At 68.5% G+C, this 15,818-nt stretch carries 19 protein-coding genes; 6 read left to right on the top strand and 13 right to left on the bottom strand.

The features are described 5' to 3' along the window. The first annotated feature begins 35 nt into the window (after window positions 1-35). The 3 genes from SFB74_RS11215 to SFB74_RS11205 all read left to right on the top strand — a co-directional run bounded on the left by SFB74_RS11215 (window position 36) and on the right by SFB74_RS11205 (window position 1,708). Window positions 36-653 carry a cell envelope protein SmpA gene (locus SFB74_RS11215; protein ID WP_432730894.1) on the top strand — a complete coding sequence of 206 codons (618 nt, stop codon included), beginning with the start codon at window positions 36-38 and terminating at the stop codon, window positions 651-653. Window positions 654-799: 146 nt separating this feature from the next. Further along, entirely contained in the window at window positions 800-1,228 is a 429-nt protein-coding gene (locus tag SFB74_RS11210) for a CBS domain-containing protein (RefSeq protein WP_432730893.1), read from the top strand. A gap of 120 nt (window positions 1,229-1,348) precedes the next feature. Continuing rightward, window positions 1,349-1,708, top strand: a complete 360-nt coding sequence (locus SFB74_RS11205; protein ID WP_432730892.1) for an HPF/RaiA family ribosome-associated protein — start codon at window positions 1,349-1,351, stop codon at window positions 1,706-1,708. Here the strand turns inward: SFB74_RS11205 and SFB74_RS11200 are convergent. The 11 genes from SFB74_RS11200 to SFB74_RS11150 form a co-directional block, all read right to left on the bottom strand. Further along, window positions 1,695-2,150, bottom strand: a complete 456-nt coding sequence (locus SFB74_RS11200; protein WP_432730891.1) for a MerR family transcriptional regulator — start codon at window positions 2,148-2,150, stop codon at window positions 1,695-1,697. The genes SFB74_RS11205 and SFB74_RS11200 overlap by 14 nt on opposite strands. After that, complete coding sequence (locus SFB74_RS11195; RefSeq protein ID WP_432730890.1) at window positions 2,140-2,559, bottom strand: nuclear transport factor 2 family protein; 420 nt, start codon at window positions 2,557-2,559, stop codon at window positions 2,140-2,142. The genes SFB74_RS11200 and SFB74_RS11195 overlap by 11 nt, the downstream gene beginning before the upstream one ends. Before the next feature lie 99 nt (window positions 2,560-2,658). Then, the gene (locus SFB74_RS11190) at window positions 2,659-3,588 is read right to left on the bottom strand and encodes an SDR family NAD(P)-dependent oxidoreductase (RefSeq protein WP_432730889.1); all 930 of its coding nucleotides are present in this window, start codon (window positions 3,586-3,588) and stop codon (window positions 2,659-2,661) included. Between the two features lie 153 nt (window positions 3,589-3,741). Then, the gene (gene gshA, locus SFB74_RS11185; RefSeq protein WP_432730888.1) at window positions 3,742-5,301 is read right to left on the bottom strand and encodes a glutamate--cysteine ligase; all 1,560 of its coding nucleotides are present in this window, start codon (window positions 5,299-5,301) and stop codon (window positions 3,742-3,744) included. Between the two features lie 138 nt (window positions 5,302-5,439). Beyond that, the gene (locus SFB74_RS11180; protein WP_432730887.1) at window positions 5,440-5,757 is read right to left on the bottom strand and encodes a putative quinol monooxygenase; all 318 of its coding nucleotides are present in this window, start codon (window positions 5,755-5,757) and stop codon (window positions 5,440-5,442) included. 34 nt (window positions 5,758-5,791) lie between these two features. Then, window positions 5,792-6,454, bottom strand: coding sequence for an alpha/beta hydrolase (locus tag SFB74_RS11175; RefSeq protein WP_432730886.1), 663 nt, complete (start codon window positions 6,452-6,454; stop codon window positions 5,792-5,794). 153 nt (window positions 6,455-6,607) lie between these two features. Next, window positions 6,608-7,606 (bottom strand): Bug family tripartite tricarboxylate transporter substrate binding protein, encoded by a 999-nt coding sequence (locus SFB74_RS11170; protein ID WP_432730885.1) that lies wholly within the window; start codon window positions 7,604-7,606, stop codon window positions 6,608-6,610. Between the two features lie 82 nt (window positions 7,607-7,688). After that, window positions 7,689-8,873, bottom strand: a complete 1,185-nt coding sequence (locus SFB74_RS11165) for an FAD-dependent oxidoreductase (protein WP_432730884.1) — start codon at window positions 8,871-8,873, stop codon at window positions 7,689-7,691. Next, a complete protein-coding gene (locus SFB74_RS11160; RefSeq protein WP_432730883.1) occupies window positions 8,870-10,060 on the bottom strand; it encodes an aromatic amino acid transaminase in 1,191 nt (396 codons plus the stop codon). Before SFB74_RS11160 ends, SFB74_RS11165 begins: the two co-directional genes overlap by 4 nt. A gap of 30 nt (window positions 10,061-10,090) precedes the next feature. Next, complete coding sequence (locus SFB74_RS11155) at window positions 10,091-11,029, bottom strand: tryptophan 2,3-dioxygenase (RefSeq protein WP_432730882.1); 939 nt, start codon at window positions 11,027-11,029, stop codon at window positions 10,091-10,093. Window positions 11,030-11,110: 81 nt separating this feature from the next. Further along, window positions 11,111-12,082, bottom strand: coding sequence for an AraC family transcriptional regulator (locus tag SFB74_RS11150; protein ID WP_432730881.1), 972 nt, complete (start codon window positions 12,080-12,082; stop codon window positions 11,111-11,113). A gap of 135 nt (window positions 12,083-12,217) precedes the next feature. Here SFB74_RS11150 and SFB74_RS11145 point away from each other — a divergent pair, with 135 nt between their 5' ends. Beyond that, window positions 12,218-12,691 (top strand): Fur family transcriptional regulator, encoded by a 474-nt coding sequence (locus tag SFB74_RS11145; protein ID WP_432730880.1) that lies wholly within the window; start codon window positions 12,218-12,220, stop codon window positions 12,689-12,691. A 7-nt stretch (window positions 12,692-12,698) separates the two neighbouring features. On the opposite strand, the gene zigA is transcribed toward SFB74_RS11145, so the two are convergent. Beyond that, window positions 12,699-13,892: a zinc metallochaperone GTPase ZigA gene (gene zigA, locus SFB74_RS11140; protein WP_432730879.1), complete on the bottom strand. Its 1,194-nt coding sequence runs from the start codon at window positions 13,890-13,892 to the stop codon at window positions 12,699-12,701. 101 nt (window positions 13,893-13,993) lie between these two features. Here zigA and SFB74_RS11135 point away from each other — a divergent pair, with 101 nt between their 5' ends. Both SFB74_RS11135 and SFB74_RS11130 read left to right on the top strand, forming a co-directional pair. Beyond that, entirely contained in the window at window positions 13,994-14,428 is a 435-nt protein-coding gene (locus tag SFB74_RS11135) for a hypothetical protein (RefSeq protein ID WP_432730878.1), read from the top strand. Window positions 14,429-14,450: 22 nt separating this feature from the next. Further along, entirely contained in the window at window positions 14,451-15,026 is a 576-nt protein-coding gene (locus SFB74_RS11130; RefSeq protein ID WP_432730877.1) for a GNAT family N-acetyltransferase, read from the top strand. Here SFB74_RS11130 and SFB74_RS11125 read toward each other — a convergent pair. Continuing rightward, window positions 15,020-15,742, bottom strand: coding sequence for a DUF899 family protein (locus SFB74_RS11125; RefSeq protein ID WP_432730876.1), 723 nt, complete (start codon window positions 15,740-15,742; stop codon window positions 15,020-15,022). The genes SFB74_RS11130 and SFB74_RS11125 overlap by 7 nt on opposite strands. Between the last annotated feature and the right edge of the window lie 76 nt (window positions 15,743-15,818).

The raw sequence follows: 15,818 nt of genomic DNA, 5'->3' as shown, positions 1-15,818 counted from the left end.
GGGCGGCGATTCCAACAACTCCGAGGGAAATCAAAATGCTCAAGCGCCTTGCCGCTGCCGCCCTGCTGGCAGCCACCGTCGTGCCCGCGACCATTACCGTCGCCCATGCCCAGCGGCCCTCCCCGCCGCCCGGCCCGCTGGTCAGCGGTTTCCTGTGCTGCAACATGCGCACCTACGGCGACTCGATCAGCGACATCAACTACGACGAACAGGGCACGAGCATCGTGGCGGTGGGCACTCCGGCGCGCGTCACGACCTACGACTTCCGCTGGTTCGGCGTGGAGCTCGGCGGCAAGCAGCAGCGCATCAAGAACGACTACAGCCGCAACATCCCGTTGCCCACCTTCGCACAGCGCTACGTGGTGACCCAGGACCCGAAGCAGAAGATGGCCACCTTCCCCGCCCCGGTGCGCGACGCCATCCTCGCCGGCAAGGTGATGACCGGCATGACGCGCGAGCAGGTGCTCATGGCCATCGCCTACCCGGTGGCCAGCGAGAACCCCAGCCTCGACGCGCCCGTGTGGCGCTACTGGCGCGACAGCTGGTCGGAGTTCCAGGTGCAGTTCGACGAGAAGGGCCTCGTGAAGGCGGTGGTGGGCGATGCCGTGGCGCTGAGCCGCGTGTTCGTCGCGACGCCGGCTGCGCAGCCTTAAGTTCTCGCGCATTGCGCGTGTCTTGCACACACGCGCAATCCCTTAGAGTTTTTTGCGCCGCACGGTCATTCATCGCCCCTATGATTTGTGCGAGTGCGGCGCCCGAGCGTCGGTCGAATCGAAAACCCTTCATGGAGTTGCACACGATGAAACCCGTCTCCGAACTGCTCAAGCGCCATGATTCCGCGGCATGGCGCACCTCCCCCGACACCAGCGTGTTCGACGCGCTTTCCATCCTGGCGCGCTTCGAGGTGGGCGCGCTGATGGTGATGGACGGCGAGAAGCTGGTGGGCTTTCTCTCCGAACGCGACTACACCCGCAAGGTCGCGCTGCAGGGCAAGAACTCGAAGGAAGTGAAGGTGCGCGAGATCATGACGCCCGACGTGATGACCGTGACCTCGCAGACCCGCACGCGCGCCTGCATGGCGCTCATGAGCCAGCGCAAGTTCCGCCACCTGCCGGTGGTCGACGGCGACAGGGTGGTCGGCATGATCTCCATCCAGGACCTGATGGACGACATCATCTCGGACCACGAGGCCACCATCGAGCAGCTCACCACGTACATCCAGAGCTGAGCGGGCCGGCGCGGCACCTGTGCCCTTGCCCGGCGCGCGGGTAGGGAACAGGCCTACGCGCCCCCGGGCGCCCCAGGGTGCACAGTGGGGCCTCGTTCATCCATCCAGCGGGGATATTGCATGCAGATCCAGGTCAACACGAGCAACGGCATCACCAACAAGGACGCGCTGGAGCGTTGGGCCGATTCGGAGATCAAGCAGAACCTGAGCCGTTTCGTCGACGACGTGACGCGCGTCGAGGTGCACCTGAGCGACGAGAACCACGACAAGGCCGGCAGCGCCGACAAGTGCTGCGTGATGGAGGCGCGCCTGGCGCACCACCAGCCGCTGGCGGTGACGCAGCACGCGGCCAGCCTCGACGAGGCCTTCCGGGGCGCGTCCGACAAGCTCAAGCGCCTGATCGAGAACACGCTGGGGCGGCTTCACAACCACCGGGACCGGGGCTCGATCCGCACCGATCCGGATTTCATCGCCGAGTAGCGCCGCGCCTGCGCCTGGCGGGCGCGGCCGAGGGCTCCGCGGCAATGAGCGGCGGGCGGTGGCCGCTGGCCATCCACTCGTCGTAGAAGTCGATCTTGCGCTCGACCAGCGAGAGCGCCCTCTTCCACTCGGCGATGGTCTCGTTCACGCGCTCGCGGTGCGCGGCGAGCATGTCGCGCCGCTCGCGCAGCGTGACCTTGCCCTGCAGCGCGAGCGCGGTGTATTCGCGCATCTCGGCGATCGACATGCCGGTGCGGCGAAGCCGCTCCATCAGGTCGAGCCAGCCCACGTGAAGCTCGACGTAGAGCCGCCGGCCGCCCTCGTCGCGCGCCACGCCGGGCACGAGCCCCTGCGTCTCGTACCAGCGGATGGCGTGCACCGTGCGGCCGGTGCGCGTGGCCAGTTCGCCGATGTGGAAGGGAGTCCCTCTTTCAGCCGGCATGGACGACGGCCGGAGGCAGCAGCGCCTCCTGCACCAGCGCGGTGTCGAAGTATTCGGTCAGCTCTTTCACCTTGCCTCCTTCGATTCGGTAGACGTAGCAATAGCGGTTGTTGTAGCGCTTGCCGGCCTTGGTGGGCACGTCGCCGCTGAAGAGCACCACCACCCGGTCACCCTCGGCGATGACGCGCTCGGTCCGGCTCCTATAGGGCGCGGCGAACTGGGCGAAGAGCGGGTTCAGCAGCTCCTCGCGGATCGCCTTCTTGCCCCGGTACGTGCGCGACCACGCGGTGCTGCCCTCGAGCTTCCAGCTCGCGTCGTCGGCCAGGCTGTCGACGAAGGCCTGGCCGTTGCCCTTGTCCAGCTCGTCGTGGATGTGCTGGACCAGGGCCTTGTTCTCGATCGTGTTCATGGCTTGATTTCCTCTTGTTGAATGAACCGGATACCCGGTGAATTCATTGGAAATGCTCGAGTGCGCTCTAGGTCAAGCGCCATGAACACGGTGCCGGAATCAGCCGCGCTTCGCGTTCGCCATGCCCTTGGCGACTTCGTTGGCGCCCTGCGCAGCGCCGCTTTGCGGCACCGCCTCGCCTTCGCGGTCGGTCACCTCCGACAGGCGTGCCGCGAGTTGCTCGGGCGTATCGGCCTCGATGCCCAGCCAGGCGCCCTGCGTCAGCGTGATGTGCGCGGCCTCGAAGGTGCCGGCGCCCGCGCAGAGCACGGTGCGGTTGGGCGCGTCCTGAGCGGCCAGCACCAGCATGGCGGGCACCACGGCCTCGGGGCGGAAGGCTTCGAGCATTTCCTTGGGGAACAGGTCCTCGGTCATGCGGGTGGCGGCGGTGGGCGCAAGACAGTTCACGCGGATGTCGTTCTTCGCGCCCTCGATGCTCAGCGTCTGCATCAGGCCCACCAGCGCGAGCTTGGCGGCGCCGTAGTTGCTCTGGCCGAAGTTGCCGTACAGGCCCGTGGACGAGGTGGTCATCACGATGCGGCCGTACTTCTGCTCGTTCATGAGCGCCCAGACGGCCTTGGTGCAGTTCACGGCTCCCATCAGGTGCACGTCGACCACCAGCCTGAAGTCGGCCAAATCCATCTTGGCGAAGCTCTTGTCGCGCAGGATGCCGGCGTTGTTCACGAGGATGTCGACGCGGCCCCAGGCGTCGACCGCCTCCTTGACCATGGCCTGCACAGCCTCGAAGTCGGTGACCGAGGCGCCGTTGGCAATGGCCTCGCCGCCGGCGGCCTTGATCTCGTCAACCACCGCCTGCGCGGCGCTCACCGAGCCGCCCGAGCCGTCGCGCGCGCCACCCAGGTCGTTGACCACCACCTTCGCTCCGCGCGCCGCCAGTGCCAGCGCATGCTGGCGGCCCAGGCCGCCGCCCGCGCCGGTCACGATGGCCACGCGGCCCTTGAAATCGAGGTTGCTGCTGCCGTTGCTCATGTCTCTGTGTCGCCTTCCATGGGAGTTGCCGTTGTTCGTTGCCGCGCCGGGAATGCCTTCCCCAGGCGGCAGCGTGGCGTTTTACCCCAGAAAGCGACCGCGAGGCAGCCCGCTGGCGGCTGGCCCAGTCGCCAGCGCGTCAGGAAAGGAGAGTCAGGCGGCAACCGCCGCGCGGCTGCGCGGCATGCCCAGGCGGGCGGGCGAGACGTATTGCTCGCGGTAGATCTCGAAGGGCATGGTGTCGGCTGCCTCGATGCGCTTCTGTTCCTGGATGGACTCGGCCGTCATCTGCTCGAACTCGGCCTGCTGCGCCACCGAGAACGGCAGGCCCAGCAGCGTGGTGCGGGTCTGCTCGGAACGGGCGCGCACGAAGCCGACGAAGGAGTTGGCGTGTTCCTTCTCGATGGCGGCGAGCACGCGGGCCGAAGGCAGGCTGTCGGGGTTGCGCAGCGCAGCGGCGGCGGCGCGCACAGCGTCGGCATGGGCCGTGCCGCTGCCCTGCGCCGCGTCGAGCGCGGCGGCGATGGGCAGGCACTGCTCGACCAGCTCCAGGCCCCAGTCGGCCAGCGTCACCTCGGCACCGTTGCGCCGCAGCTTCAGGCCCGGCTCGCGGCCGCGCGCGGCCGTGAGGTGCTGGTTCTGCGCGAGGTCGGCGATTTCCTGCGGCGTGTCGTCGGGGCTGTCGCTCAGCAGGCAGTGCAGCAGGAACACGTCGATGAAGCGCATGGTCTGCGCGTTGATGCCGACGGTCTCGAAGGGGTCGAGGTCCATCAGGCGCACCTCGACGTACTCCACGCCGCGCTCGCGCAGCGCGTGCAGCGGGCGCTCGCCGGGGTTGATCACACGCTTGGGGCGGATGGTGCCGTAGAACTCGTTCTCGATCTGCAGCAGGCTGGTGCCCAGCTGGTTGTAGTCGCCGCCGAGGTTGCGGATGCCGATGGCCTCGTAGGCCGGCCACGGGCGCGTGAGCGCGTCCTGCAGCGAGGCGCCGTAGCCTTCGAGGCTGTTGTAGCTCACGGCCAGCGAGGCCTGCGCGTCGCTCTGGTAGCCCAGGCGGCCCATGCGCAGCGAGGTGCCGTGCGGCATGAACATGCTGCCGTCGCCCAGCGGCTGCAGTTCGTGCGGGCGGCCGGCCACGAAGCTCGAACACAGCGCCGGCGAGGCGCCGAACAGGTACAGCAGCAGGAAGGCCTGGCGGCGGAAGTTGCGGATGAGGGCGAAGTACTGTTCGCTGGACACGTCGGGCAGCGACCAGTTGTAGTGGATGCCCGAGATGGTCTGCATGCGGCGGCCGTAGCGGTGGCTCAGGCCCATGCGGTAGACGCTCTTGGCGCGGCCCACGTTCGAGGAGCCGTAGCGGCCGATCGGAATGGTCTCGTCGGTGGGCAGGCCGCAGGGCATGCTCGACACCCAGAGGCGCTCGTCGCCCAGGCCGTCGAGCACGCGGTAGGTGAACTGGTGCACCCGCGTGAGCTCCTCGAGGGCCGAGTCGACGTCCGCGTGCACGCCCGTGATGAGTTCGAGCTGCGATTCGCTGAAGTCGGTGGTGATGTGCGGATGCGTGAGCGCGGAGCCCAGCGCGAGCGGATGCGGCGTCAGCGCGAGCTTGCCGTCCGGCAGCGCGCGCAGGCTTTCCTTCTCGATTCCACGTCGCATGCCCTTCAGTCGTGCGGCTGAAAGTGCGCCCAACCTCTCCTGCAATCTGTTGCTCATATTGTTATGACCCATCAATCTTCTGAGGGGCTGGAAGGTAGCACGGGCAAGCGGGCACTGCTTGTGCAGGGAATCCCGGGGCTGGCTACCCTGTTGCGCGCTATGTTTTTGATAGCTGCCGGCGTTCCAGGGTGAATCTCAGGCCTTGGCCCGCCCCGCCGTCAGGTCGACTTCTTCCGACCTGTACACATGGATCTGCGGCGTGCCCTCGGCCATGGCCGAAAGCGCCTTGGCGAAGGCGCGCGAGGCATCCACGCGGAAATGCGCCTGCAGTGCGTCCATGTCGCTCCAGCGCTCCACGAAGGTCAGGCGCAGCGGCTCCTGCACGTCGGTCGAGACTTCATGCGAGATACAGCCGGGCTCGGCGCGCGAGCGCAGCACGTGCTCGGTGCTGATGGCGAGCATGGCCTGCAGGGTGTCCGGCTTGGCCAGCGCGTGTCCGATGACGAGGATCATTTTGCGGCTCCTTCGTGCGAGCGTTGATTCAGGTTCAGCCGAGCACCCGCAGCAGGAAGCGGTTCAGGTCGGCGACTTCTTCCATGCACACCGAGTGCGCCATGTCGTATTCGTGCCATTCGACGCTGTAGCCCAGCGCGCCGAGCTTCTCGCGCGTGCGCACGGCCGCGGCGTACGGCACCACCGGGTCCTGCCGGCCGTGGGCGAGGAACACCGGTGTCTCGTGGTTGGCAGCGTGGCGCTCGGCCGCTGTGGTGGCGGCGATCGGCAGGTAGCCCGAGAGGCCGACGATGCCGGCCAGCCGCTCGGTGTGGCGCAGGCCGGTCATCAGCGCCATCGCGCAGCCTTGCGAGAAGCCGGCCACCACGATGCGTCCGGCGGCAATGCCGCGGGCCTTCTCGCCGGCGATGACGGCCTCGATGGTCGCCTGCGAGCGGCGCAGGCCGGCTTCGTCTTCCTCAGCCTCGAGGTCGGGCACCACGATGTCGTACCAGGCCGGCATCTGGTAGCCGCCGTTGATGCTCACGGGCATGACCGGCGCGTTGGGGAACACGAAGCGCACCGGCCCCACGGCCGAGAGGTCGAGCTCGCCGGCAATGGGCACGAAGTCGTTGCCGTCGGCGCCGAGGCCGTGCATCACGATCACCGTGGCGGTGGGGTTGGGGGCGGTTTCGATCTCGATGGAAGGACGGGACATGGTCGGGCGAAGGTATTCAGGAACGCGGATGCCCGGACCTTAGCGCATCCCGGCCCCGCCCGAGCCGCGGAAACGGCCGGTAGACCGACTTGCACAACGTTTCGATGTAGAGCCCTGCCGTTACGTCCGCAGGCGGAACCCTGGGCGGCGTTGCTACTCGGCCTTGATGCCCACGGCCTTCACGATCTGCGCATAGCGCTCGTATTCGGCCGACACCTGCGTCTGGAACTGGCGTTGCTGGAAGCCCGTGGCCTCGATGCCCTGCGCCGCGAGTTCGGCGCGGGCGGCAGGGGCCTGCACGATGCGCCCGGCCTCCGAGGCGATGGCGTCGAGCACCGGCTGCGGCGTGCGCGCCGGCGCGAACAGGCCGAACCACGTGCCCGAGCGATAGCCCTTGTAGCTTTCGGCCACGGTCGGCACCTCGGGCAGCAGCGCATGGCGCTTCTCGCCGCTGGTGCCCAGCGCCACCAGCCGGCCGCTGCGGATGTGCGGCAGCGCCGGCCCCACCGCGATGAACATCACGTCGACCTGCCCCGCGATCACGTCCTGCATGCCCAGCGGGCCGCCGCGGTACGGAATGTGGGTGACGTAGATGCCCGCCTTCTGCTTGAGCAGCTCCATGCTCAGCTGCTGCGGGCTGCCGTTGCCGGCGGAGGCGTAGTTGATGTGCCCCGGGCGGGCCTTCGCCGCGTGAACGAAGTCGGCAACCGTGCGGAAGCCCGTCTTCGGGTTGGCGACCAGCACGAAGTCGATCTGCCCGAGCGACACCACCGGCACCAGGTCGCGCCGTGCGTCATAAGGAAGACCGGCCTGGATGTTCGGGAGGATGGTGATGGGCCCGTCCGCACCCACCAGCAGCGAATAACCGTCGGGCTGCGCCTTGGCCAGCCCGTCGGCCGCCAGGATGCCGGCGGCGCCGGCGCGGTTGTCGATTACCACCGGCTGCTTCCACTGCTCCGACAGGCGCTGCCCCAGGTAGCGCGCCAGCACGTCGGGCGAGCTGCCGGGCGTGTTCGCCACCGTGATGTGCACCGGCTTCGATGGATAGGCCACCGCGGCCGTCTGTGCCTGCGCGGCGATGCCCAGCGAAGCGCACGCCAGGAGCACGAGGGCGGGTTTCAGCAGCTTCGACAGAGGGGAATGGGCACGCATGGCGAACTTTCGATTGCAGGAAACAAAGGGCGCGATTCTGTCGCGCCCCCGCCCGCAAGCGAACGACCCATTTGTCAGATGCTTAGGCCGGTTCCGGCATATGCGGCTGCGCGAACCCGGCCAGTTGCCGGTAAAAGGCATCGACCTGCTGCTGCGCCCCCTCACGCATGGCAGCGTTGCGCCGGGCGCAGCTTTCGGCGTCTTCCATCGCGCCCGCCTCGCCCACCTTGCGCGATGCCTCCTGCACGAAGCGGCACATCGGGAACCGGCGCTCGCCGAACGCCCGCAGCGTGGCTTCGGCGATGCCGTGCCGCGCGAGCATGTCGGCCAGCACCACCGCGTCTTCCACCGCCATCGCACCGCCCTGCCCCATGAAGGGCGTGGAGGCATGCGCCGCATCGCCGATCAGCAGCACGCGGCCCGCATACCAGGGCAGCGGTGCCTGCACCTCCTCGACCGCCGTGTAGAGCACTTCCGAATCCGCGCCGAGCTGATCGAGAAACTGCCGCGCCGGCCCGCCGAACTCGGCGAAGCGCTCGCGCATCCGCGCGGGCCAGTCCTCTTTCGGATACCAGCGCCCAGCCGCCTCGCTCACAGTGCCGAAGATGTAGAGCCTGTCGTCGCTGATCGGCATGATGCCCAGCCGCTTGCCGATGCCCATCATCATGATCTTGGCGTCCAGCTCCCGCGGCCGCTCGTGCACGCTGCGCCAGACGCCGAAGCCGGTATAGCGCGGCGCGATGGGGCCGGCGACGGCCTCGCGCAGCTGCGAGCGGATGCCGTCGGCGCCGACGACGAGGTCGAAGCGCCGTGCGGTGCCATCGGAGAACACGACCTCCGCGCGATCGCCGCCAGCAGGCGCATCGATCTTCGCCACCGTCGTCGCCAGCCTGATCTCCACGCCCAGCACGTCCAGCTGCGTGGCCAGGATGCGGTGCATCTCCGCGCGCTTGATGCCCACGATGGGCGCCGCGCCGCCGCTGGAGCGCGGATAGAACACGTCGACGATCGGCTCGCCGCGATGGTCGAGGTACACGTTGCGCCCGTCCTCGATGGCGAAGCCGGCATCGAGAATCTCCGGCAGTACGCCGACGCGGCGCAGCGCCTCCAGCCCGTTGCCGTAGATGAAGATGCCCGAGCTCTGGAAGCGCCACTCGGCCTGCCTCTCGACCAGCGTGACGCCGAAGCCCTTGCGGGCCAGCGCGATGGCGGCCGAACAGCCCGCGATGCCGGCGCCGACGATCAGGATGCTGCCGCCCTGCTTCATCGCCCGCCCCCGCCGGAACACACGTCGGCCAGCGCCTCGCACACATGGGAGATGTTGGAAGCGTTGAGCCCCGCCACGCAGATGCGCCCCGACGACACCACGTACACCCCGAAGCGCGAGCGCAGCGCCTCGATCTGCGCGGCCGAAAGCCCCGAGTAGCTGAACATGCCGTTCTGCGAGACGAGGAATCCGAAGTCTCGCCCCGGCAGTGCTTCGCCCAGCTTGCGATGCAGGCTGGTGCGCATTGCGCGCATGCGGCCGCGCATCGCATCGAGCTCGCCGCGCCATTGCGCGTTCGACGTCGGGTCGGAAAGCACCGCCTCCACCAGCGCGGCTCCCAGTGCCGGCGGGCACGAGTAGCTGCGGCGGATCGCCAGCTTGAGCTGCCCCAGCAGCCGCGCCTTGTCGGCCGATGGCGCATGCACGCTCAGCGCGCCCACGCGCTCGCCGTACAGCGAGAAGATCTTCGAGAACGAGCTCGCCACCAGGCAGGCGATGCCGCGCCGCACGCATTCGCGCACCGCCCATGCGTCCTCGTCCACGCCGTGCGCGAAGCCCTGGTAGGCCATGTCGAAGAAGGGCAACAGGCCGCGCTGTCCGATCACGTCGAGGAGCGCATGCCACTCGGCCTGCGTCGGATCGACGCCGGTGGGGTTGTGGCAGCAAGGGTGCAGCAGCACCACGCTGCCGGCCTGCAGCCTTTGCAGCGCGGAGACGGCGCCATCGAGGTCGAAGCCGCTGGTCGCCTTCGCGTAGTACGGATAGCTTTCGACGCGGAAACCCGCGCCGGCGAAGATGGCCGCGTGGTTTGCCCAGGTCGGGTCGGGCATCCAGATCGCGGCGTCGGGCAGCACGCCCTTCAGTAAATCGGCGCCGACCTTCAGCGCGCCGGTGCCGGCGACGGTCTGCACCACCACGATGTCGTCGACGCCCTTGCCGAAGACCAGGTCCCGCACCGCGTGGCGATAGGCTTCTCCGCCTTCAGTGGGCAGATAGACGCTGGGGCCGCGGGCGCCCACGCCAGCCTCGCGCGCGGCGCGCACTGATTCGAGCACCGGCACCTGCCCCGCTTCGTCGCAGTAGATGCCGATCCCGAGGTTGACCTTGAATGGCCTCGGATCGGCTTTGTAGGCCTCGAAGAGGCCAAGGATGGGGTCGTCGGCATAGGCCGGCAATTGATCGAACACGAAAGCTCCTGGGGGGAAATAAAAGAAGGCTCAGAGCTGCGTGCGCACCGACCACAGCTCGGGAAAGAACCGGTGATCGACCACGCTGCGCAGCCACCCCACGCCGGCCGAGCCGCCCGTGCCGGGCTTGAAGCCCAGGATGCGCTCGACCGACACGAAGTGCCGCCAGCGGTACTGCGAGAACACGTCGGCGATGTCCATCAGCGCCTCGCCGAGGCGGTAGAGCTCGTTCTCGGGCGTCGGATCGCCGTACACCCACAGCCACGCGGCCTCCACGCCAGGGTTCGGCACATAGGGCGCCGACCAGTCGCGCGACAGCGCCTCGGACGGCACCGCGATGTCTCGGCGGTGCATCAGCGCCAGCACGTCGTCGTAGAGGCTCGGCGAATTCAGCGCGCGCTCGATCCAGGGCCACACGTCGGGGTTGTTGGCATGCGCACGCGCCAGCGGCACCGACTTGTTGCCGAGGATGAACTCCACATGCCGGTACATGTACGACTGCTGCCCCGAGGCGATGCCCAGCGTGTTGCGGAACTGGTTGAAGCCGTGCGGCGTGATGGTCGAGAGCACGTCCCAGGTCTTGCCGAGGAATTCGAGCAGCGCCTTCACGCGCGGCGCCAGCTGCAGCGCGCCGGCCACGTCGTCGGCGCGGATGCGCGCCTGCATGTTGGCCAGCTCGCAGTGGATGGCCTTGAAGGTCAGCTCCTTGCAGTGCGTGATGCACATGAAGACCATCTCGTCGTGGCCTTCGCTGCGCATGTGCTGCAGGCTCAGCAGCAGGTCGTTGCGCTGGTGCTCCAGGTAGGGGTTGCTGGCGCCCTCGAAGGCGGTCAGCGGCTCGCCGTCGGTGTCGCGCACGGTCGTGGCGCGCTGGGCGTTGTCGCCGGTGGCGATGGACTTCACCAGCGACAGTTCGAGCGCGGGGTTGCGGACTTCGGGAATGACTCTCTTGCGTGGGATGGTGGCCATGCGCCGATTGTTCGGCGCGCGCGTGGCGGCCTCAACCTCCGGCAGGCCGGATTTGGGCACCGGGCGTACGGGGAAGCGGATTCAGTCCGCTTCAGGCCGGCGCGCGTAGGCACTGGGCGTCATGCCCGTCCAGCGCTGGAAGGCGCGCGAGAACGCCTTCTCCGACTCGTAGCCGACCGCCTCGGCCACCTGGTGCAGGCTCAGCTGCCGGTTCTTGAGTTTCTCGGCCGCCAGCGTCATGCGGTAGGAGCCCAGGTAGTGCATGGGCGTCACGCCCACCAGCGCGCGGAAGCGTTCGCTGAAGACGGTGCGCGACAGGTAGCTGGCCTGCGCCAGCGAGGCGACCGACCACGGGTGCCCGGGTTTCTCGTGCATCAGCGAGATCGCGCGGGCGATGCTCTCGTCGTCCAGCCCGCGCAGGCTGCCGAACCTGCCGCCGTGCTCGTGAGCCTGCGGCTGGGCGTAGAGGTGCTCGCAGAGGATGTGCACCAGCAGCAGGTCGGCCATGCGCGCCGCCGACAGCTGCCAGCCCGGGCGCTGGGCGATGGTCTCGTTCACCAGCGACTCCATGGCCTGCGCGAGCGAGGCGGTGGTGGGAATCTGCGCCTGCCGCAGCACGATCAGCGGCGGCAGGCTGCCGATGATCGAGCCCAGCCCCTGCGCGGGCATCCACAGGTGCAGCGAGAAGAGTTCGGTGGCCGGACCGCCGCCGCCGTGCGAGAAGACGATGGGATGGTCGCCATGCCGGCCGACCGAGTGCGCCTCGATCAGCGTGCGGAACGGCATCGGCTGCAGCCCCGGCGCCGACGACACGGTGTGCGCGCCGCCCTGCGGCAGCATCGCGATGTCGTGCGGCGCGACCTGCACCGGCTCGGCACCGTCCACCGCGATCCAGTAGGGCTCGCCGGTACACATGCGGATCAGCGGGCCGGCAACGCCGCTCGAGTGCAGCGACCAGGGGGCGGACAGCGAGAAGCGCGCGGTCACGGCCCTTTCGGACCTGTACGTCGCAAGCACATGGCTGAGTACGTCGCCGTCCCGCTCTGTGTCCATGCTGTTCGTGCCGCCCGGTGGTCTGTCTGTCTCGGAGATGGCGGCGATTATCTGGCATGCCGGGCGGGCGATTCGGCCGCCCGCTACCCATGGTGCCCCGGGATGCAACACAATGGCGTTTCGCAAGAAGACCGCATGAAGACAACGCCCTCGCACCCGAAGCCCCCGCGCGCCGCCCCGTTCGACAGCGAAACGCTGCTGCGCGAAAGCGGCCTGCGCGTGACGCGCGCCGCCCAGACCGTGCTCGAACTCATCGAGCACAGCTCGCAACCCCTGACGCACGAGGAAGTGGCCGCCGCCTACACCGCCGCCGCCGGCGAGGCGCCCGACCGGGTGACGGTCTACCGGGTGCTGGACCGGCTGGTCGAGGCCGGCCTGTGCGACCGCCGCGTGGGCGCCGACCGCGTCAACCGCTTCTCGCGCCACGTGGAAGCCGAGTCGGGCAACACCTTCGAATGCGACCAGTGCCACAAGGTGCTGGCGCTGCCTTCCGACCCTGAGCTGCCGAAGGTGATGGGTCGCCTGGGCCGCGCGCTGCGCAAGCAGGGCATCGACACCCGCCACACCGCCCTCACCCTTCACGGCACCTGCGGCGACTGCGCCCGCTAGCCGCTCTCTAGACGTTCCAGGACGGGAACGGATCCGGAAAGTTCTGCCACCACGAGGCGCCGAAGCGCATCTCGTTCTCCGTGAGCAGGCAGGCGTCGAGCCGGGCACGCAATGCGTCCTCATCCATGCCGATGCCGATCAGCACAAGCTCCTGGCGGGCGTCGCCCGTGGCCGGGTCCCAGTTCTTGTGGATCAGCTCCAGCGCATCCGGGTCGGTCGGCCAGTGCTCGCGCGGTACCGCCGCCCACCAGAAGCCCGCCGCGCCGTAGCGGCAAGCTCCGCCGGCCTGCGACCACGAGCCTGCGCGGGTGGCGCGGCTGGCGAGCCAGAAGAAACCCTTGGAGCGCACAACGCCCTCCCATTCGCTCTGCACCAGCTTCCAGAAGCGCATCGGGTGGAACGGCAGCCGCGAGCGGTAGACGAAGCTGCGGATGCCGTATTCCTCGCTCTCGGGCACATGCTCGCCGCGCAGTTCGGCCAGCCAACCCGGGGCCTGCTCGGCCTGCTCGAAGTCGAAGAGGCCGGTGTCGAGCACGCGGTCGAGCGCGACGCGGCCGAATTCCGACACTTCGATGCGCGCTCGCGGGTTCAGGCTGCGCAATATCGCCATCAGCCGCTCTCGCTCCTCGGGCGTGACAAGGTCGGTCTTGTTCACCACCAGCACGTCGCAGAACTCGATCTGCTCGATCAGCAGGTCGACCACCGTGCGGGTGTCCTCGTCGCCGAGCGACTGGCCGCGCTGGCCGAGGCTGTCGGGCGAGCCATAGTCGCGCAGGAAATTGAAGGCGTCGACCACCGTCACCATGGTGTCGAGCCGCGCCACGTCGGACAGGCTCTTGCCGTCCTCGCCAGCGAAGGTGAAGGTCTCGGCCACCGGCAGGGGCTCCGAGATGCCGGTCGACTCGATCACCAGCTGGTCGAAGCGCTTTTCCTTCGCGAGGCGCCTCACCTCCACCAGCAGGTCTTCGCGCAGGGTGCAGCAGATGCAGCCGTTGCTCATCTCCACCAGCTTCTCGTCCGTGCGCGAGAGTTCGGCGCCGCCGTCGCGCACCAGCGCGGCGTCGATGTTGACCTCGCTCATGTCGTTGACGATGACCGCGACGCGCCGGCCTTCGCGGTTGTGGAGGATGTGGTTCAGCAGCGTCGTCTTGCCGGCGCCGAGGAAGCCGGAGAGCACGGTGACGGGGAGGCGGTCGGCCATGGGAGGAGGCTCCATATATGCAACAGGATTGCATTATATGAATCCAATGCAACTGCGTTGCATTTGTTGCGGCGCCGGGGCCTTCGCCTACCATCGGCGGCATGACCGCCCGCTCCGACTTCTCCGACTTCTCCGCCTTCGTCGCGCCACCGCCTTCCGGCGAGCCCCATGCCGCAGCGGTCGATGCCGCCTCGGCCTGCCTCGACCGCTTCACCGCCGCGTTCAACGCATCGGACACCCGCGGCATGGACGCCGAGCTGCACTTCCCGCATGTGATGCTGTCGGGCGCGCAGCGGCTCGACTGGGCCGGCCCGGGCCAGCATCCGCACGACTTCTTCGACACGCTCAAGGCCACCGGCTGGGCGCGCACGCAGTACGAGAAGAAGGAACCGGTGCTGGCCGGCAACGACAAGGTGCACTTCGTGGTGACCTATACGCGCCGCGATGCGGCGGGCTCGGTGCTCAGCACGCACGTCAACCTGTGGATCGTCGTGCGGACCGATGGGCGCTGGGGAATCGCGCTGCGCTCCTACTGAAGGAAAAGGAAAAAGGCTCTCCATGCAACTCGTCTGGCCCTCGCAGGAACATCTCTCAAGCTACATCGCGGCGCTGGAGCGCGGCTGGTCTCCCAACAACCTCCGGCCCGAAGCAGGCCGGGAGGAACTCGCCCAGATCCGCATCGACTCCGCACGCTTTCTCGCCAGCCTCGTCGACCCCGAGGCCAAGGGCCCGCCTGTCACCCTGCCCGATGGCGGCACCGTGCCCCGGCTGCCGGGCTACCGGCGCTGGATGTGGGACGGCGAATTCTGCGGAAGCATCCAGCTTCGCTGGCAGGCCGGCACCAACGCCCTGCCCGACTACTGCCTGGGCCACATCGGCTACGCCGTCGTGCCCTGGAAAAGCGGCCGGGGCTACGCCAAGGCGGCGCTGCGCGAGCTGCTGCCCGAGGCGCGCGCCAAGGGCCTCGACCACGTGGACATCACGACGGACCCAAGCAACATCGCCTCGCAGCAGGTGATCCGCGCCAACGGCGGCGTGCTGGTCGAAGAGTTCGTCAAGCTGCCCGGGCTCGGCGGCACGCCCGAACTGCGCTTCCGCATCGACGTGCGCGATCTGGCTGCGCGCTCTCAATAGGCCAGCTTCGGATACCAGTCCTTCCCCCGGCCTTCGGGCGTCATGTCGAGCAGGTTCCAGATCGGCATCGGGTCCGGCGCGCTGCGCGGGTCCTGCCCCGGGTCGGAGGTTCCGGGGCCCATTTCGCCGGCCCAGAAATGCCGGATGGTTCCGTCGCCTTCGCGGCGGAACACGTTGAACGCCGCGTTGTCGCCGGTGTCGGGCGTCTCGCCCGCATAGTCGCGGTTGAAGGTGTTGCCCGCCGACGAATACAGCGGCAGGTAGCGCCAGCCGCGCTCGGTGGCAAAGGCCGTCATCCGCTCGATCGGCGAGCGGGCGATCACCGCGAACGCCACGCGCTGCAGGATGTCGGGCATCTCGCCGTCGTAGGAGCTCAGCAGCGAAGTGCACATGGGGCACGGCCGCTCGCGCTTGGGGCCGAACATCCAGTTGTAGGTGATGAGCGTGCCGTGCCGGCCGAAGAGCCCGGAGAGCCGCACAGGCCCTTCCCGGCCTTCGAAGAGATAGTCCTCGGGCACAACGCCTCCGGGCGGCAGTTCGCGGCGCTGCCGAGCCACGCGCTCCAGGTGGCGGCGCAGTTCGATTTCCTCGGCCAGGAGCGCCGTGCGGGCCGTGCGGTATTCGGCGCTTTCGTTGGGAAAGCGGGCCAGGCTGGCCCGGGCCAGCTCGATGGCGGGCCTGAGCTGCTGCTGTTGTGTCTGTGATGCCTGGGTCACGATGAATCGCCTCCGGAAGGAACGAAGAACGGAATTTCCTCACCGCACGACCGCATGCGCCTGTCAGTCTTCGCCT

It is taken from the genome of Variovorax xiamenensis, from assembly GCF_050916385.1.
In the GTDB taxonomy this organism is placed as follows: domain Bacteria; phylum Pseudomonadota; class Gammaproteobacteria; order Burkholderiales; family Burkholderiaceae_C; genus Variovorax.
The sequence above is the reverse complement of the archived record's forward strand: the minus strand, read 5'-3'. Positions and strand labels throughout refer to the sequence as shown.